This is a genomic window from Aureibaculum algae (genome assembly GCF_006065315.1).
In the GTDB taxonomy this organism is placed as follows: Bacteria; Bacteroidota; Bacteroidia; order Flavobacteriales; family Flavobacteriaceae; genus Aureibaculum; species Aureibaculum algae.
On record NZ_CP040749.1, the window covers coordinates 4255246 to 4274054 of the forward strand.

The 18809-nt window shown below is 33.7% G+C and carries 23 protein-coding genes; 7 read left to right on the forward strand and 16 right to left on the reverse strand.

Annotated elements, in window-relative coordinates; translation table 11 throughout:
• Positions 1-44: 44 nt before the first annotated feature.
• Positions 45-332 (reverse strand): hypothetical protein, encoded by a 288-nt coding sequence (locus tag FF125_RS18140; protein ID WP_138951146.1) that lies wholly within the window; start codon positions 330-332, stop codon positions 45-47.
• A gap of 147 nt (positions 333-479) precedes the next feature.
• Here FF125_RS18140 and FF125_RS22230 point away from each other — a divergent pair, with 147 nt between their 5' ends.
• Positions 480-605: a hypothetical protein gene (locus tag FF125_RS22230; protein WP_262710528.1), complete on the forward strand. Its 126-nt coding sequence runs from the start codon at positions 480-482 to the stop codon at positions 603-605.
• Entirely contained in the window at positions 595-1176 is a 582-nt protein-coding gene (locus FF125_RS18145; RefSeq protein WP_250629619.1) for an N-acetylmuramoyl-L-alanine amidase family protein, read from the forward strand. Before FF125_RS22230 ends, FF125_RS18145 begins: the two co-directional genes overlap by 11 nt.
• Before the next feature lie 132 nt (positions 1177-1308).
• On the opposite strand, the gene FF125_RS18150 is transcribed toward FF125_RS18145, so the two are convergent.
• The 13 genes from FF125_RS18150 to FF125_RS18210 all read right to left on the reverse strand — a co-directional run bounded on the left by FF125_RS18150 (position 1309) and on the right by FF125_RS18210 (position 11100).
• Complete coding sequence (locus FF125_RS18150; protein ID WP_138951150.1) at positions 1309-2688, reverse strand: RNA-binding domain-containing protein; 1380 nt, start codon at positions 2686-2688, stop codon at positions 1309-1311.
• Between the two features lie 99 nt (positions 2689-2787).
• Entirely contained in the window at positions 2788-3450 is a 663-nt protein-coding gene (locus FF125_RS18155) for an ATPase (protein WP_138951152.1), read from the reverse strand.
• Complete coding sequence (locus FF125_RS18160; protein ID WP_138951154.1) at positions 3447-4133, reverse strand: hypothetical protein; 687 nt, start codon at positions 4131-4133, stop codon at positions 3447-3449. Before FF125_RS18160 ends, FF125_RS18155 begins: the two co-directional genes overlap by 4 nt.
• Positions 4134-4139: 6 nt before the next feature.
• Positions 4140-4418, reverse strand: a complete 279-nt coding sequence (locus FF125_RS18165; RefSeq protein ID WP_138951155.1) for a helix-turn-helix domain-containing protein — start codon at positions 4416-4418, stop codon at positions 4140-4142.
• Positions 4419-4686: 268 nt separating this feature from the next.
• The gene (locus FF125_RS18170; protein WP_138951157.1) at positions 4687-5394 is read right to left on the reverse strand and encodes an RteC domain-containing protein; all 708 of its coding nucleotides are present in this window, start codon (positions 5392-5394) and stop codon (positions 4687-4689) included.
• 355 nt (positions 5395-5749) lie between these two features.
• On the reverse strand, positions 5750-7183 hold the full coding sequence (locus tag FF125_RS18175; protein ID WP_138951159.1) for a type IV secretory system conjugative DNA transfer family protein: 1434 nt from the start codon (positions 7181-7183) through the stop codon (positions 5750-5752).
• The gene (gene mobB, locus FF125_RS18180) at positions 7180-8205 is read right to left on the reverse strand and encodes a MobB family relaxase (RefSeq protein ID WP_138951161.1); all 1026 of its coding nucleotides are present in this window, start codon (positions 8203-8205) and stop codon (positions 7180-7182) included. The genes FF125_RS18175 and mobB overlap by 4 nt, the downstream gene beginning before the upstream one ends.
• Before the next feature lies 1 nt (position 8206).
• Entirely contained in the window at positions 8207-8728 is a 522-nt protein-coding gene (locus tag FF125_RS18185; protein ID WP_138951163.1) for a BfmA/BtgA family mobilization protein, read from the reverse strand.
• Positions 8729-9131: 403 nt separating this feature from the next.
• The gene (locus tag FF125_RS18190) at positions 9132-9329 is read right to left on the reverse strand and encodes a hypothetical protein (protein WP_138951165.1); all 198 of its coding nucleotides are present in this window, start codon (positions 9327-9329) and stop codon (positions 9132-9134) included.
• A gap of 19 nt (positions 9330-9348) precedes the next feature.
• Positions 9349-9795: a JAB domain-containing protein gene (locus FF125_RS18195; RefSeq protein WP_138951167.1), complete on the reverse strand. Its 447-nt coding sequence runs from the start codon at positions 9793-9795 to the stop codon at positions 9349-9351.
• A gap of 69 nt (positions 9796-9864) precedes the next feature.
• On the reverse strand, positions 9865-10245 hold the full coding sequence (locus FF125_RS18200; RefSeq protein ID WP_138951169.1) for a DUF6876 family protein: 381 nt from the start codon (positions 10243-10245) through the stop codon (positions 9865-9867).
• A gap of 74 nt (positions 10246-10319) precedes the next feature.
• Positions 10320-10655, reverse strand: a complete 336-nt coding sequence (locus tag FF125_RS18205) for a single-stranded DNA-binding protein (protein ID WP_138951171.1) — start codon at positions 10653-10655, stop codon at positions 10320-10322.
• Between the two features lie 82 nt (positions 10656-10737).
• Complete coding sequence (locus FF125_RS18210) at positions 10738-11100, reverse strand: hypothetical protein (RefSeq protein ID WP_138951173.1); 363 nt, start codon at positions 11098-11100, stop codon at positions 10738-10740.
• Positions 11101-11486: 386 nt separating this feature from the next.
• On the opposite strand from FF125_RS18210, the gene FF125_RS18215 reads away from it, so the two are divergent.
• From FF125_RS18215 to FF125_RS21990, 5 genes are all read left to right on the forward strand, one after another.
• Positions 11487-11894: a carboxypeptidase-like regulatory domain-containing protein gene (locus FF125_RS18215; RefSeq protein WP_138951175.1), complete on the forward strand. Its 408-nt coding sequence runs from the start codon at positions 11487-11489 to the stop codon at positions 11892-11894.
• Between the two features lie 165 nt (positions 11895-12059).
• Positions 12060-14183, forward strand: coding sequence for an outer membrane beta-barrel protein (locus tag FF125_RS18220; protein ID WP_138951177.1), 2124 nt, complete (start codon positions 12060-12062; stop codon positions 14181-14183).
• A gap of 891 nt (positions 14184-15074) precedes the next feature.
• Positions 15075-15782 (forward strand): bifunctional 4-hydroxy-2-oxoglutarate aldolase/2-dehydro-3-deoxy-phosphogluconate aldolase, encoded by a 708-nt coding sequence (locus tag FF125_RS18225; RefSeq protein WP_250629621.1) that lies wholly within the window; start codon positions 15075-15077, stop codon positions 15780-15782.
• A gap of 9 nt (positions 15783-15791) precedes the next feature.
• The gene (locus FF125_RS18230) at positions 15792-16400 is read left to right on the forward strand and encodes a sugar kinase (RefSeq protein WP_250629622.1); all 609 of its coding nucleotides are present in this window, start codon (positions 15792-15794) and stop codon (positions 16398-16400) included.
• Positions 16401-16437: 37 nt separating this feature from the next.
• Positions 16438-16602: a hypothetical protein gene (locus tag FF125_RS21990; RefSeq protein WP_175418957.1), complete on the forward strand. Its 165-nt coding sequence runs from the start codon at positions 16438-16440 to the stop codon at positions 16600-16602.
• A gap of 161 nt (positions 16603-16763) precedes the next feature.
• Here the strand turns inward: FF125_RS21990 and FF125_RS18235 are convergent, their stop codons facing one another.
• Together FF125_RS18235 and FF125_RS18240 are read right to left on the reverse strand one after the other, a co-directional pair.
• Positions 16764-18326 (reverse strand): alpha-L-fucosidase, encoded by a 1563-nt coding sequence (locus FF125_RS18235; RefSeq protein WP_138951179.1) that lies wholly within the window; start codon positions 18324-18326, stop codon positions 16764-16766.
• A gap of 25 nt (positions 18327-18351) precedes the next feature.
• Positions 18352-18798, reverse strand: coding sequence for a MaoC family dehydratase (locus FF125_RS18240; RefSeq protein ID WP_138951181.1), 447 nt, complete (start codon positions 18796-18798; stop codon positions 18352-18354).
• Between the last annotated feature and the right edge of the window lie 11 nt (positions 18799-18809).

Sequence of the window (18809 nt, forward strand, 5' to 3'; positions counted from 1 at the left end):
CATAAGTCATAAGTTTTTTATTCAAAAACCCTCGATCAGGGCGACTAGACTACGATGCCTATTAAATAGGTAAAGATGCCTACTACAGCTCCTGCAATCAATACAAAGACCAATACCCGGGTAATCCCTTTTTTTAAATCAGCGTTCTCGCCAAAGAAATGTCCGGCATTGAATAGAAAGCCTATTAAAAAGATAACACCCAGAATAATGGGAAAAATAGTCCGGATAGTATCCGAAACATCGTTGACAGAATCTTCGATGCCTCCTATTTGTGCAAAAGTTGCGTTGGTAATAAGTAGTGCTAGAAGGCTTACATAAAGTGATTTTTTCATACTCAAAAAGGTTTAAATTTTGGTTCAATTTTGATACTTGAAAAATAGTGTATATTGCAATACAAATAGCTGATAATCAATAATATGTGAATAAAATAAGTTTTGAAATCATTTGTTTTTATTTGATGCAAATTGGTATCAAATTGTATGAAAATTGGAAGTGCTTATGTTGATAACTATAAAATTTTGGAGTTGGGTAAGGCTCAAAAACGTCATTTTTCTGCTGATGCTCCTAAAAACTTGCGTCATTTTTGGTCAGGATTTGCACACTAAAAAAGTTATTGTCATCGACCCCGGGCATGGTGGAAAAGATACCGGTGCAATTGGTATAAATGGTATTCTGGAAAAGAAGGTGGTTTTAAATATTGCAACCGAAATAATTAGGCTTAATAAAACCTTATTTGAGGACAAGTTTGATATTTATTTAACACGGTATTCTGATACCTTGATTTCCTTATCGGATAGAAGCCGATTGGCTAAAACCTTAAAGGCGGATGTATTTGTGTCATTACATTGTAATTCATCCAGCACTTCTTCAAAAGGAATGGATGTTTACGTGCATAATACCAATATCTATGAAGAAAACTTGAAAAGTTCTATAACATTGGGATGGTGTATTTTAGAGGAAAGTACCCTAAAATTGGGCTTTAAAAAACGTGGCGTCCGATTTGCAAATTTTCAAGTGTTGCGTGAAACAGTTGCTTATTGTCCATCTGTACTCCTTGAAATGGGCTTTATTACGAACTCTGATGAAACAGATTATTTTTTAGAACCTAAAAATATCAAGGCTATGGCACTGGCTGTTTTAATGGGATTGTATAACTATTTAAATATTGAATTATGAAAGAAATGTTTATGGAAATTGCAAAAATTATTGTTGAAATGATAAGGATAGTGTTATCAAGTTTTCTATCAATTGTTAAGAAATAAAATCAATTTTTTTTAAGGGTACTTTTCCACCCACCTTTCTACCCACTTATGGAAGTATATAATTAATTTTCCAATGACCTCCTTTTGCACTACCAACTCTTTCTATAAGACCTAAATCTTTTAGAGCATCTAGATTATTATCAATAGCAGTAGGACTTAAGCTAACTATTTCTTCAAGTTCTCTTTTGGTAACTTTATTGTTTTTGTGAATAGCTTTGATAATATTAACCCTATTATCAGTTAGATTATCTACCCACTTATCAACCCACCTGTCAAAATCAAAAGGTCTTCTTAATGTAACCGTAAATATTCCTTCTGTATTAAATTCAGGTGGAGTTAAGTTTTCCTCAATCATTAAATCTCTCATTCTACTAATACCAGAACCTACTTGTTCTACCATTCTTATTCTTTCAAAAAGACCAAATATTAAAGGATTTCTACTCAAACTTCTTTTACCAAATTCATTTTTAGGAATACCACTTATTAAACCACCAGGATTTGAAACTTCAACTCTATCTATAAATACTTCAATAGTAATACGAGCTCCTTTATCATAATAATCTCTATGTGCTAAAGCATTAATTATAGCTTCTTTAAAAACTGTCTCGGGAATTTCCCAAAGTTCTTTACGTGGTTGTGAACCCGTTCCTTCTATGTCATAACGTACATTTAGTTTTGTTTTTAACCAAGTCATCGCTTGAAGAAACTGTTGGTACAGCGTACCTGTCATCATTTTATTATCAACAATATATCTTTTATCAATACCATCAAAAGCTATGCAACGAATAACTGCTTTTTCAAAAAATTGTTCAGGGTTTTCGGCAAAGAATAAGGCTGCTCCGTTTTTTACAAAACCCTCTTTAGTAAATAATTTAAGACTATTGAAAATCTGCTCATTGGGTACAACAGAACCTAATCCTGCTAATAACTTAAATTGGTCTATATTGACTTTTGGGATATGTTTTTTTAAATCAATTTCTTTGCATGGTGCTTCATCATAATAAATTCTGTCTGCTTGTTGGAAGAAATCTCTCATTTCTTCAACTGTAGTCAGTTTTTGAGAATTAGGTCCTTGACGTACATAAATTGCTCCTGAAAGTACATACGGTTTATTGACACCAGAAGGCACTTCTATTATTACTATATCTTTCGCCTCAATATTTACAATATAAATATCACAATGTAATGCTGGTGTTATTTCATTGATTGAATTTTGAAGCGCAGAATGTTTTGCATTATTAAAAGTGACTCCTTGAACAACATTGCTATCATCGACTCCAATAAGAACCGCACCTCCAGCAGCGTTGGCAAATGCACAAATTTCTTCCGTAATTTCCTTAACCTTACTTGGAGTACTTTTTTTAAATTCGACATTGTATCCCTCTCCAGAAGCAATAAGTGATTTTATTTCGGTGGTGCTTAACATAAATTAGTAGATTATTAAGATTCACAAAGCTATTGAAATTGTTTTGTTTTTAGATCTTTGTATTGCAATTTTGTCCGTGTTAAAGTGGTATTATCCAATTTATATTCGCTTATCTTCGCTGCTCTTTTCAAATGCAACCAAATTAAACAACTGCCGCATCCGGGAACGTACCCGATTGCCATAACGATCCTCTAATTCTTTGGCATTTAAATTCGTGGTTGCATGAGTCTTGATTTTATGCTTTAAAAATAAATCATAACGAGAAAGTAATATTTCGCCCATGACATTACAATCTTTTCCAAAAAATCTCCCGGTAGGCTCTACCCCTAAATCATCAAAACAATAAAACTTTTGATTCCCAAAATGTTCAATGGTCTTATAGCCGGTATGATTAAAAGCAAAAGCGACATTGCGAGTTGGAGTAATCTGGTAAATTCTATGATGTGGAACAATGGATGGTAATAGTTTCATTAAACTGGTTTTTCCGCAGCCAACAGGACCGGAAAGCAAGATGCCTTTGTTAATGTCAATACCCAATTTTTTACAATTTACTTCCTCTTGGATAAAATAATTGCAGAGCTTGAATACTATCTCACGATCTTCCTCAAAAATTTTAAATTTCTTACCAAATAATAGTTTTCCTTTGACATCGAGGTAAATAAGCAATTTATCAAAATCATAATGAATTTGATTTTCTTTCAGTTCTCCCAATTGGTATTGCACACTGTCCTCAACAATAATATGTGGTTTTTGACTTATCATAAGGGTTCATTGTAGTTTTTGTTTGTCGCAGTCTTTAGGTTGTCCGTATTTTGGCTAACCGCTTTTACTGTTTTTTCTTGTTTTATTTCATTCGCTTTTAGCATCCAGTTGCGAGCTGTTGCCTGCCAATCGACAATTTTTGTTTTGCCTCCTACTCTCCAACCAATGCCCTGGTAGTGGTTGTAAAATTTTTTGGCTTCCAATTCTGGTCCATTTTCTTTTTTAAAAAAATCAATAACTTCATTTTCAGTTTTTGGCTGGTCAAGTTTATTCTTGTTTGTTTTATTTATTCCTGTTTGGATATGTTTATCTTCAGATACCAACGCATATTCATAGCTTGTCCCGATATTGGTATGACTTTGGTCTAAAGATGGTTCATAGCTTGTCCCAAAATAGAACATCCTAATTTTACTCCCTTGAAAAGGATTGTGTGAAGGCTGATATAGGATGTATTTCCAAGAACTAAGCTCTTTTATACACCGATGATAGGTGGTTTTTGAACCCAATTTGGATAAATCCATTACTTCGCTTCGATTGATATAAAAAGAAGATTTAAAACGATAATTATTCCAAATCTGAAACAATGCCATATACAAGCTAATATGACTTGGATTAAGGCGATTATCTTTTGAAAATAATTCTAAAATACCATTTAGGTGCTTGATATAATTGAGATTTTCCAAAATAGACTAGAATTTGTTAGGTACTCGGTTCTTTTCCATCAAATTCATTATTTCTTCATAATCGTAATAGAGTACCCCACCAATTTTGGTATAGACTAATGTTCCATTAATTCTTAAGTTTTGCAAAGTTCCTGGAGAAATACCTAATAATTCTCGAACTTCTGGAGATTTTAGCCATTTCTTGGTTATTTGACCAGATTGGTTGTTCAGTAGTTGTTTGATATCATCGAGTAGTTCCATTTTGAACTCTAGAAGATCTTCCGTTGTAATAATTGTTGTTGGCATAATAAAACGATTTAAAAGTAAAGCCGCCACGATTATTATTTTTTAATGACGGCTTTACCGAGATTTGACTTTCGTTTTGCAAATTTGGGAAGGTATATTGGATTTTTTTACCAAGTTGTTACCAACTTGGTTGTTTTTTTGTATTTATTTTTGTGTGAAATTGATTGGTTTTATTGCTTAAATCTGAATATTTGGAGAACAATTTAACTCAAATATTATGGAAAAAAGCACATTTTTAATTTACCAAGTTGGTAGCATCTTGGTATTTTTATTCATCCTTTTTATCCATTTGTTCCAATAATGAATTCTTTAGGTTATCTAAAAATTTTGTGCGATTTACCTTTCTGCTTCTTATGGCTAAATAGGTTCGATAATAATCTCCTAATTCCACATCAAACAAGTTTTCTGTCCAATTGGCAATATCTTTAATATCTACATTTCCACTATTGATAGCTCCACTACTATGGAGGGCATAAATCAATTCTGTTAATGCCACTTTAGAGGAAGTCCATTGAAATGTAGATTTGCTAAAATTAGTATCCATCTTACCCTGACTTTTCAAATACATCAACCTTTTTTTCAGATAACTTACCAGCTTGTTAAATGCAATTACTTTGCCCTGTAGCATATCCCGAGAAGTGCAAAATTCGGGTGGACAATAATAAAATCCTGAAGAAAAAATAATGGAGGTCTCTTTGTGAGCTCGGGTATAGTACAGGTAATCCAAATGGGTTTTCTCATCTTTTACATATTGAACAAACTCAATATAGTGATCAAAAAAACTATTGACATCCGCTATTTTTTTTTCCAAATACTTTCTTTGTTTTCCTACACTCAGTCTTGGAAAATGTATTTCAAAGGATCGAATTTCACTAAAATAAATGAGTATGCTTATCGGTTGTACTTTTACTTTTTTGAAAAATTGAATCTCTTCCTGGTCATTGGGAAATGAGGTTGCTATTAGAATATTGTTCATTTCATGCAGAACGTTTTTACAGGCACTTATGGATAAATTGGAACGTACTAAAATATCAGGAATTTTTCTTTAATATTTTTTAATTGCATGTGTAGATTTACAAGTAATTTTTCAAATTTCATAGCAGTAATTTTGAGGGGATTCTAGTCACATTCCATTGAAAACGAACGATATAATGTGATTAAAATGGGTTAATACTATATTTGTTAACATAATTTTAACAAAAAGCATGCCTAATTTCTAAATGAAAAATTCACAATGTATTTTGGAAGCTAATTTTATAATTTTTTGAGGCTTTATTCCGCTTAGGTTTTAAGGTTGTCCTGTTAGCAGATAGTTTTCTATTCAAGAAAAATCAGATAGAATTTGCATCCCTATAAATCCTCTCCAAATTTAACCGGAGATCCTCCTTGGAATATTGGTTGGTTTTTTGAGGCACTTCTTTTTCAATAGATTGCAATTTGAATTGGACTTTCTTATCCTTGCCATCGGCAAAAGCAATAAACTCACCCTGTTTTAATCGAAAGAAAATATCCGCTCGACGTTTGGAAACTTCTTTTTCTCCTTTGGTAATTCGGCTCTCAAAACTCAATCCACTATTTTTACTGATGCTATGGGTGGGTTTTTTAATGATTTCAAAGAAACGCTCATAATATTTAGCGGTGTCTGGGTCGTTGACCTTGCCAAAGAATTGATAGGATAAATTGCTTAAAATGGCTTTACTCATTTTATCTCCATAGAGAATGTCATTTTGTACTTTGTCTTGCATCACGTAAATAGTAGCAATATCATAACTTCGGAGTGTTGCAGGAACACGGTGCATATTCAGCAGTTTAATGGTTGGCGCTTCCTCCATCATTAAAAAAGAGGAACGTTGCCCCCGAATACTCATTTGCTTGATAACCGTGTGCATAATAGCAGCAATTATTGGAGAATAAGCGGATTCATATTTGGGATGGTTCACGATGGAAATTACCGATGGATTTTCATTGCTGTTGATATTTAAAGGCACTTCATCTTTTGACAATACCATAAACAGTTGTTGGGAACTTATCTTTTTAAAAGCATTCGCCAAGGTGCTTTTTACACCTGCGGTTTGTTTGTCGGAATCCATACCATTGATAAAGGCACTTGCCATACTTTTGGAAGTGATGTTAGAACTCACGAAAGCTACCAATCGTTTGGTGGTCATCGATTGAAAAATGGCAATCAAATAAGGTAAGGTGCAAAATTGTGGATAGGATGTTTTAAGCTTCCAAATCATTCCTGCCATTAATCCTTCCACCGCATCGCTGAAGAATTTTGATGTACTGTTGGTGCTAGATTCCCCCAACTCCAATAAATTTTCAATAAGAACTTTAGATAATTCATTGACACTTTCTTCGTTGGGCAAATATCTTGGTGCGATGGGATTGACGCAGTAATGAATTTGGTCAAAAGCAATGGTATAGAATTTTACATTCTTGTTTTTAAATAAAGGGTAGGCAATTTCGGTAAGTTCAAAATCCTTGTAATCGTGCAGAATACCACAAAATTCATGTTTGCTGAAATGCTGCAAAAAATTGTAAATCACACTTTCCGTTTTTCCACTTCCGGCAGATCCGATGACAGAGGCTCCTCTCTTAATATTCTCAATTCTAAATCTCCCCCAACGCAGTTTTAAATGGACCTGATACTTCTTATCTTTTTTCACCGACTCCTCACGATGAAGAAAAACATATGCTATTGTACCTAGAAATATTATTGGTACAATGATAAAAACAATACTATGTGCTATTGATAAATTCATATGCCGATGGAGCCGGATTCTATCGCCTTGCCAATGCCCTGTTTTAATCTTTGGAGAGCTTTTAATGCCAATTGCACTTGATTGGTTGGAATGTTCAGCAAGCTGGTATTAACTCCCGATTTGCCCAAGAGTTTAAAGGCAAGTGCTCTTTCATTAGTCGGTAATCCGGAAAGAATCGAAAAATACAGCTTTGGATTTTTAACAAAGGTCTTTCTAGCAGTATAGGTTTCCACATAATTTCGTTTGTACTGAAACAAATTGTCGAAAGTCTTTTCGGATGCTTTAAAGAAGCTATCCCTATCAAAGCCTCGCTTTACAAGTTTGCCATTAAAAACGGTTTCCGATGCCTTGTACTTGCTTCCGGGAGACAAGCTATAGGTGTTGGACATATCTTTTCTGCTCATGATGATATGGATATGGCTTTGCGACCCTTCTTTTGGCATGCCTCTTACGATACGCTTGCCGTCTTGCTGGTGTGGCGCTTCTTTCTCCAATTGCTTAATTGTATCTTTTAAATTTTTGATATTTCCATTGCTATTACCAGCTTCTATTTTTCGAATTTCATTTTTAAGCGCTAGAATTTTAGTGGCATACGATTGGTTCTCTTGAATCTGTTTGTCCTTGCCTTTAAAGGTTCGTTGGTGTTCAATCTTTGCATAGTATTTGATATCATCCACCGAAACGGGATTTTCTCGATAAAATGAGGCTGCATAGTCTTTCATCAATTCTCGGGTATATTTCTTTAGCTCTTCGGAATGATTTTGCAATCGTCTTAGTTCACGGGCACTTGGATTGACCGTAATGGAATAAAACTTAGGTTCGGTCTTTTTTAGTTTAGCCGTATTGCCATCAATTTCTTGGATGACTTCCTTGCTCGATATTTCTTCGCCGTATTGGTTAAAAAAATGTTCCATTTCATCGATGGATTTGTCGTCATTTTCTTTTTCAAGATAGGCTACAAAATCGGCAACGCTCTGTGTATAATTACTGTCTAAGGTTTGTTTGGTTATCGTGATATACATCTTATAATTTTTGCTTTAGGTTTTCAAATTCTTCTTTGCTCAAATTCAGTTTTAAATAGCCTCCTCCAAAACTGCCTTTTACATAAGTGGTTTTTGCGATGATTTTCCTTAAATCATCTTTAGCGATTTGATGTTGCCGTTGTACTGCTTGATATTGATTTCTGTAGTAGTCCAGTTCCTCATTTTCGGTAATCAATTCTTGTTGTTCAAAGAGTTCTTCTTGTGGCTCATTGTCATCTGGACTTTCCTGAAAGAGTAATTCTAGCATTGCATTTGTAGGCTTGGTTTGATTCTTTTCGATGTCTTTAATGATAGCAATCACAGCTTCTGTCCGCTTTCGGTTTTTGATCAATTCTTGCCCAAGGCTTTTCTCAAATCGTTCGGGAGGCGAAAAGCCATGCCACTCAAAAAAGTCGATAATAAGATCCATTGTTACGGAATAGGAATTGGAGACCTTCTTGGAAAAACTCTTGAATCTTTTTGCTGTGGCTCTTTTGAAACGTATGGTATAAAAGTTGTCCATAATAAAAATTGCATTGGGTCATATTTTTCCAATATTTATAGGAGCTACCAAGCGATTTGACCCAATTTTCGGCTTACTCCTTAAAAAACAGAAACACCCAAAGCCTAATAAACAGGGGCTTTGCGAAGCAAAATGAATTTGCAACACCGCCTCGGCGTGTTACCCTCTTGCTTATCAATTTTTCGTGCCCTAGGACGAAAATTTTCAAACAACCCGACTATCGTCAGTTGCTACTTCTGTTACTTTTTTTAGGCTTTTAGTCATCAAGGAAAGTCAAATCAAAATAGGCTGATGACCATAAGAAATAAATGTATTTCAATCCTGTAAAGATATGTATTTTAGGGGATTAAGCATAAAAAAAAGCCCTTCATAATAAAAGGGCTCATTTGTTGCAATTTGCTATTTAGATAGTAAAAATATACTTAAAATTGTATAGATTTCGTATCGCTTCTTCTTCCAACATAGTTTGGTAATTTATATAGTGCTCTTTGGCGTAGTCTCTAATTTGTTCCCCAAACCTACTTTCGACATCTTCTTTTGAAACGGAAAGTAAATACTGTTGTGTCTCTTCATCAAGGTTGTTATAATTCAAATAGACCATACTATATATTTTTAAAGATTTATAATAAATTGTTATCCGCAAAACTGTAAAATGCACCATCAAAAATAAGAATCAAATGATCCAAAAGTTTGATGTCTAAAAATTCAGAAGCTTGCTTAATTTTAGTAGTTAATCGCTTATCGGCTTCACTGGGTTTTAGAGTTCCTGAGGGATGGTTGTGACAAATAATGATTCCGGTAGTTAGCGTTTTCAATGCCACAGCAAATAAGATGCGAACATCGACCAATGTACCCGCAATTCCACCGTTGGATATTTCAATAATACCTTTAACAATATTAGAATTATTCATCAAGACTACTTTAAAAGATTCATGTAATTCGATAGTGTCTTGATTCCAATGCTCAAATAAAAGATTTGCAGCATCTGCGGAACGGTTTATTTTGCAAGGAGTTTTCGTTTCCTTGCTCTTATAGCTAATTTTAATTTCGTTAACTTTGTTTTTCATTGTTATTAATTTAAGGATGAATAATTAAAAGAGGGTGTTTCTGTGTAAGGCGACACCCTCTTTCTTATTTTAATATTCGCTTGGTAGCATCAAGGTATTATCTACAAAAAACAAGCGCAATTCCTTTAATGGAAAGTCCGTTACACGGTATTTGTGTGTTTCTAATATATTGTCATTGCCATCACTGTAAATAAGTAATGCCTTGCATTGTTTTTTCACTTGTTCCTGTTCCGAAAGTCTTTTAAAATCAATGGTTATAAAACTGCTTTTATCTCGTAAACTTTTAGCAATTACAGAAGCATCTGTGATGAGCCAAAAGCATTCCGCTACATTTGCTAAATATTTTAAACCGTCTGTAAATCGGGTTTGTAACAATGGGATTTGAAAGAACATTTCCGAGCCGTGAAAATGTTGCAAATTCTGTTTAATTTCGTTTTCTATATTTTTCATGCTTATCTCATTTTAAGATTAAATAGGAGAGAAAGGTGTAGCATCCAAAGAGTACACCCATCAAAACCTGGTGTTTACTTGTTGCCTAATAACAAAATCTCATTGGCTTCCACTTCCGTTACATAGCGCTGATTTCCATCGTCTGTGGTATAGTTTCGAGTTTTTAGTTTTCCTACAATTCCAATTTCTTTGCCTTTACCTGCAAACTTTTCAATGATTTCGGCAGTCTTTCCCCAAGCGACAATGGCATGCCAGTTGGTGTCCGTTTGCTTTTCTCCTTTGGAGTTTTTGTAGTTCTCATTGGTAGCTAAAGAAAATTGAGCTACTTTTTTACCGCTTTCGAGGTTTGTAATGTTTGGATCTTGTCCAACGTTTCCAATTAACTGTACATGATTTTTAATGGTACTCATAATAAAAAGATTTAAGGTCTGTCTTGTATCGACAGACGGGTTAATACTATTGCCTGAAGTATTCAAGCTGTTTAAAATCGATTTACTTATTATATCCAGAGTGTTCTCCTTTTTTTGTTTTTAGCTGCACTTCCTTATTGGATATTTTGTGATGACTACCTAATTCTATATATTGATTTACTTCCCATAGAGCCTTCGTTGTTACCTTTTTTTGATGCTTGGTATGATTCAATATTCCGGTTGGATAAGGCGTATAAAAAAGAGATCCGTTTTTTGCGGGCCTGGCTTTATGCCGCTGCTCCAAACGGAATGTTGTTGTTTTGCTGTCAAAAAAGGGAAGAATGGAGGATCGGAAAGTAAACTCGATAAACGAAGAGAAATTTAAAATATCAGGAAGTGCAACTAAATGCAGGTAAGAAATTCCTATTAAGCGGACGTAAGCCAAAAAGTTGATATTGGAATTGGATTCGTATTTCTCAAAAGATAATTTCTAGTAAGAAAGCAACAATTTCAAGAGTGGCTTTTGGGCTTGTGTCCAAGACTTTTTGAATGAAACGCTTTTCCCGGAATGAAGTGTAACGTAATGAAGGGGAATGGGCTGAAAGAATGTTAAAACGGATTATTAGAATAAATGAAAAAGAAAATTTTCGTTTTATCCCGAGGATTAAACTTCAAAAATTAATAACAAAATTTTCAGTTTTTATTAAACCATTTATCCTTTGGATAGTCTAAGTGTTCAAAAGCATGTTCATTACTTTTTTAATACAATAATCCCTCAAAATATTGGAATGAATAAATTAGAATTAGTAACGTTTTTTTTGCATTTTCGTGATGCTTTTTTCTTTTAAAAATTACGCTCAAAGTATTACCGGTAAAGTTTTAGATAAAGAAAACACAGCTTTAGAGTATGTTGCGGTTGCATTGTTAAATCCGCAAGATTCTGTTTTGGTTAGTTATACCACAACGAATAAATATGGGGATTTTGAATTGAACAATTTAGATACAGGGAGCTATATTTTTCAATTAAATTTCGTTGGTTTTGATGTTTATCAGAAAAAAATCACGTTTCAAGAACAAGATATTTCCTTTGGATCTATCATTTTAGGAGATACTACTAATACCCTTGATGAAGTTGTTTTACAAGCAATAATTCCTATCACAATAAAAAAAGATACAATTTCTTACAATACCAAAGCCTTTAAAATTCGAATAGAAGATAGCGCCGAAGATTTACTCTAAAAATTACCGGGAGTTGAAGTCGATGCCGCAGGAAATATTACAGCTCAAGGCGAAGAGGTTACAAAAGTTTATGTCGATGGGAAAGAATTTTTTAGTGATGACCCCAAAATCGCGAGCAAAAATTTATCCGCGGACGCGATAAAAAGTATAGAAGTTATTGATGAAATGAGCGATAAAAACAGAGTTACCGGGATAAAAGATTCTGAGCGAAACAAAGTAATTAATTTGACTTTAAAAGATCGTAATAAAGTAAACGATTTCGGTAAGGCTCAAGGTGGTTATGGTACAGATGACCGGTATATGTCGAGCTTAAATTACAATATTTTTACCCCAAAAGTGCAGCTTTCAATCATAGGAATCTATAACAATATAAATACAACAGGTGCAGATATTGATGAAATTATGGATTTCAGTAAAGGCGGGCGACACTCTTTTGGAGGAAGAAATAACGATCCGACTTACGGGTTTTTAACTACCGGAATAGGTGGTTTTAATTTTGGCTATGAGTTTAAAAAAGATCAAAATTTAAATGCCGATTACTTTTATAATTACAACAAGGCAACTTCTGGTTTGATTGAAACCGATCGTGTTGAATTTATTAATGATCAAGAAATTAGAACCGAAAGTAAAAGTAATGACGAAGATATTACAAATAGCCATAAAGCCAATTTTAATTATAGAGACCGTTCTAAAAAAATGAGCTCGTTTAATTTAAGAGGTAAAATAGCTTCTAATAATACCGATTCTTTTGGAGATGAATCTTTAAATAAATATAATGGTGCTGGCGAGTTGGATTTAGGAAGTCTCGGGAAATCTGAAAGCAGCGCAGAAAGCAGTTCTGGTACTATAAATGCGAATTATGTTCGTCGCTTTTTAGAAAATAGTAAAAGAAACATTCAAATAAAAGGAGGTTTTAGAGGAAGTAATAATGATAGAAATAGCAGTAATATGCAAGATAATTCCTATAATATTTCAAACCCAAATGCATCTTATACTGTTTTAAACGAAATATATAAATCATCTACCACCAAAAAATTAAATTACAATTTAAGTGTAGAATATACAGAGCCATTAGCAGAAAATCATTTTATAGAATTTCAAGTTGGCACCAGAACTTCTAATCAAGATGATGATGTTGATCAAGAGAATTTTGAAAACGGAGTGCAAACGAATCCATTGATATATGAACAAAATTATAAAAACAGTAATTTGGTTGGAGGTCTGTTTTACAATTTTAGTAATGAAAATTTAGTATTAAATATTGGTGGTGTAATTGTAAACGAAAATCAAGATTTTGGTTTGGAAGGAGAAGAAAACTATGATTTTACTTATACCAATTTTAATCCAAAAATATTTTTTAGATATCGTCCGAAAAGAAGCAAGCTTTTTATGTTCAAAGCAGAGAAGAAAATAAATTTAGCATCGGTAGCGCAACTTACTCCGGTAATAAATAATTTTAACCCTTTATTCATTAAAACAGGAAACCCAAATTTGAGTCCGGAAAATGAGTATGAATTTTTCGCTATGGCAAACAATTTTAATTTTTCTTCCGGATTTTATTACCACGCGAGAATTAATTTTAGTTATATAACTGATGCCATTGTTACCAATCAATTTACGGATAATTTAGGAATAAGAACAACTACCTATGCCAATTTAGGCGAGAAAGAGGATTTTAATGTGAGTGTTAGATTTGGTAAAAGGATAGAATCTTTGAATTTTCGTTACAATATAAAACTTTCGGGAGGTTTTGATAATTACCAGTCTATTATTAATGATGAAATTAATACAACGAAATCAAAAAATGGAACGCTGGGATTTTCTTTAGAGAACAACAAAAAAGACAATTTAGACGCTTCCGTTGGAGCAGATTTCAGCAAGAATATGGCAAAGTTTTCTACAGGAAAAACAAAAGAGCGAGAGTATTTTCAACAAACCTATTTTGCTAAAATGGATTGGAATATTACCAATAGATTTAATATAGATAGTCAATTTAAATACGAAATATATCAGGACAGCAATTTTGATTCCGATCAATCAATTCCTATTTGGAATGCTTCGGTTTCGTATGCTTTTCTAAAAGGAAATAGTTTAAATGTAAAATTATCGGCATTAGATATTTTAAATAAAAGTATCGGTTTAATTAGAGATAGTAATACCAATTATTACCAGGAAGTCAACCGCGAAGTTTTAGGAAATTATTATATGCTAAGTTTAACCTATATTTTAAATGCGAGTAAAGTTCCACAAAAACCGCAAAAAGGAGGTAGACACGGTAGGCATCATTAAGAGGATAATTGATTCGTTGAATTTTTTAGTCTAATGTATTATATGTTTTGTCAAAGAATTAAATTAATACAATCCTTTACTTTTAATGGTAGTAAAATAACCATCAAAAAAAATTAAACTTCTGGAAAATATTTGCTTAAAACGTGTATTTCAATCATATTAAGGTCACGTATACAATTAGCCATAAAAGCATTTAATTGCACATATAAATTGATTCACTTCGCAAAGCGCCTTCATTGTTACCCTTTTTGACACTTGATATGATTAATATTTCGATTGGATTAGGCGTATAAATAAGAGATATAATTTTTGCGAGTCTGGCTTTATCCCGTCGCTCCAAAAGGAATATTGTCGTTTTGCAATCAACATAGGGAACAATGGAAATCCGGAAAGTGAACTCAAAAAACGAAAAGAAATTCAAAAAATTAGGAAGTTCAACTAAATGCATTAACAGAGATTTCTATGAAGCGGACTTAAGCCAAGAAGTTCTTATTGAAATTGGATTCTTACTTCTCAAAAAAGAAAGTCTCATAAATAAGTACCATTTCAAGAGCGGCTTTTGGACTTGTGTCCAAGGCCTTTTGAATGAAACCCTTTTCCTGAAATGAAGTGTAACGAAATGCAGGGGAATGGGCTGAGGAAATGTTTAAACAAACTATCAAGTACATTCTAGTTTTTTTACAACAAATTTATACTGTGAAACTAAAATATTAAAAGTGACCTCTATGATTTTTTTTATGAACATGACAATTCGACCTTTAAAAAGTTTATTCTTTTTTTTGGAATACAGGCTTAAAAATTCCTATCTACACTTTACCTTCAAGAGATAAAATACAGTTATTGATGGGTAAATTTTACCAATAATAAATCAGTAGTTTCAATTTATTTTGTATGAAAATATTTTATAAAAAGGAAAATATGTATCCGATTGAACAAAAGGCAATGTCTAATCTAATTATAGACAAAGTAGATAAAGCAGGTATAATTGCCATGCTCATAATTGATGAATTAAACCATGCTGTTCCTGTAGCTAAAGCATTGCTTGCAGGTGGAATAGATACTATTGAATTAACATTAAGAACTCCTGTGGCGTTAGATGCTGCAAGAGCAATTAAAAAAGAATTACCTGAAATAACCCTTGGTTTTGGTACAGTTTTAACACTTGATCAAGTAAACGCAGTAAAAGAAGTAGAAGCTGATTTTGCAGTTTCCCCAGGTTGTAACCCCAAAATAATAGCAGAAGCATATAAGCTTGGTTTGTCTTTTTCCCCAGGAATTATGACGCCAACTGATATTGAAATGGCTATTGAGCAAGGGTGTAGAATATTAAAATATTTTCCTGCGGAATCTTCTGGAGGAATGAACCATTTGGTAAATATGTCTGCTCCTTACCAATATTTAGGACTTAAATTTATTCCGTTAGGTGGATTAAATATTAAAAATGCAGCCCGTTATTTAGAATCTAATTTAATAACAGCGGTTGGTGGTTCTTGGGTAGCAAAACGCGATTTAATTCTTGGTGAAAATTGGGATCAGATAACTACAAATGCAAAAGAAATTATTGAATTAGTTAAAGCAGTAAGATCAAAAAATAATTAAACAAAAGATATGAAAGTAGTAGTAACATTCGGAGAAATAATGGGGCGAATTGCAAGTCCTGAAAATTTACGCTTACGTCAAACTCGTCAATTTGATGTGACTTATGCTGGTGCAGAGGCCAGTGTGGCAGCTTCAATTTGTAATTTTGGAGGAAAGGCTCGTTACGTCACAGCACTTCCAAAGCATGCTTTGGCAGATGCTACTATGGACTCAGTTCGTTCTGTTGGAGTTGATACGCAATATGTTTTAAGAACTAATAAAGGTCGTTTAGGTTTGTATTTCTTAGAAACAGGTGCTAATCAACGTCCAAGTAATGTAATTTATGACCGTGCAGATTCGGCAATTGCAATTACACCAGCAACCGAGTACAATTGGGAAGGAATTTTTGAAGGAGCAGGTTGGTTACATTTAAGTGGAATTACCCCTGCTTTATCAAAAAATGCTGCTGAAGCAACTTTAGTTGCGGCTCAAAAAGCTAAAGCAGCAGGTGCATCAGTTTCAATAGATTTAAATTTTAGAGGTAAATTATGGGATTGGGATACAAGTAAAACTGCTCGTGAATTGGCGCAAGAAACAATGCGTAAAATCTCTTTTCTCTTGTTGGAATTGTCGTATTGAAGAAGCTGCCTTAGCAAGAGAAGCTATGAGCTATTTAATGAAATTAAAGGAAGAAACTAAATATGCTGAAATTCCTCCACGTGAAAATTGGTATGGTGACCATGTTACTCGTGGAAGGCATTCTCTTACAAACGTTAACTACGCGTATTACAAGTTGAAAGAGTGGATGGATGAACTAGAAATAGATTTTCAGCAAAACTAAAATCATTCTTAGCCTAAAGGGAGGAAAAATCAAATATAAAACAACGTTTTCCAATCATAAATAGTCAAATTTATTTGGAATAATTAAAAAAAAACTATCTGAAAAGTAGTAAGAATAAGTTCTAAATACCTTTTAGATAGTTTTCATAATCTATGATACTACTATTTTTTAGGAGTAATTTTAAAAGCAAAAGCATGTTCCCCTACTTTTTCTTTAGGTAACTTTATTTTTAAACCTTCACTATCAGAAGTAAAATCTAAATTTTCTTCATAGCCCAATAACTGGATGTTCTCAATCTCCTCAGTGTATAATTCATTTCCTTCTTTTAGTGAACGAATCACCAATTCTCCGGTAACCGGCCAATCCAATACAATAGCGTATAAGGTGTCTCCTTGCGTAGTAAAACGAATATCTTTGGCTGTATTATCTGCATTTTTTTGTTCGCTTAAATGCCCTTCCACAACTTCCGCATCACCTTCACCGTAAATTGCAAAAGTTCTTGTGCCGTAAATAGCTTCCCCATTGATAGTTAACCACTCACCCATTTCTAACAAACGCTCCTTCACAGGCTCTGGAATAGTTCCGTCAGCCCGTGGTGTAATATTTAACAATACTGCTCCATTTTTACTAACAACATCAACTAAAAAATCAATTAATCTATTGGTTGTTTTATAGTTAGGATCGTCGATATGACACCAGGCTTTCCAGTCGATAGAATCATCAGTTAACCAGGGGAAATCTTTCTTTTCACTCATTCTTGCACGTTCCAAATCGTACACGGCGGATCCTTCAGCAAAATCATAAAACTTGTAGGTTGCAACTACTTCTTTATCCATTTTTTCAGCGTGATTGTAGTAGTATTCTAGAAACTCTTTTCTATGCGTTTCACTAATCACATCCATTTTGTTATCGAACCAAACCAAATCAGGATCGTATTTATTAATGATTTCCTTTAATCTGTTCAACCATTCATCATTAAATTCCTGGTCAGCAACAGGATAATAACTTTCAACACCATTATCAATATCATGTTTGCTTCTTGGCATTTTATTATCTCCTTTTTTCAATTTAGGACCATATAAACCAGCGTATTTCGGGTTCGATGCATCTGTAGTTTCATCCCATGTCGGATACCAACCAAACAACCAATGTCTGTGAAAGGTAGCAATAAACTTCATGTCGCGTTTGCGAATTTCTTTAGATAATTCGCCCATAATATCACGTTTAGGCCCCATATCTTTTGCATCCCATACTGTCAGATCACTATCCCACATGGCAAAACCATCAGCATGTTCCGAAACTGGTCCGGCAAATTTAGCACCTGCTCTTTGAAATAAATCTGCCCATTCAGCTGCATCAAATTTTTCAGCAGTAAACATTGGGATAAAATCTTTATAACCAAATTCATCTAAGGGCCCATAAGTTTTTACATGATAGTCATAGATCTCATGAGCTTTTCCATCCTTAGCCTCCGGGTTATCTTTATTTACATACATCCAATGTGCATACCATTCTGTTTCATATGCCGGTACCGAATATGGGCCCCAATGACAATAGATCCCGAATTTGGCATCTAAAAACCAATCTGGCGTTTTGTGCTGTTTTAAAGATGCCCAATCTGCTGTGTATTTAGTTTCCTCTATACCTTCTGTTACTTCCTCTTTTTTGTTGGTACTGCAAGACACCATAGCAACAGCTAACAATGCAATTATAATATGCTTCATAATTATGTTTTTACAATTCTTAAATTTATTTATCCTTTTTTTTCGCTAGTAAAATATGGTCACAAACCAGGACCAGTTCTCCTCTTTGATTAAATATTTCCACATGTTCGGTAATATGTCCTAAAGCTGGCTTGTTCGATTCTTTTTTTTCGCTTATAGTAACTACCACGCTAATGGTATCTCCAATATAAACAGGTTTTACAAATCGCAATCTGTCATATCCTTTTGAAAAAGCTTCAGGATTAATTTCAGTAGCTGTCATACCAATACCCACGGCAAAAGTTAAGGTGCCATGCGCGATACGTTGTTTAAAAGGTTGTGTTTTACACCATTCTGCATCCATATGATGCGGAAAATAATCGCCTGTATGTCCTGCGTGAACCACAAAATCGGTTTCTGTGATAGTGCGTCCTAATGTCTCTCTTTTACTACCTAATTCGTAGTCTTCGTAAAATCTTGATATTATATGCATCTCATTTGTTT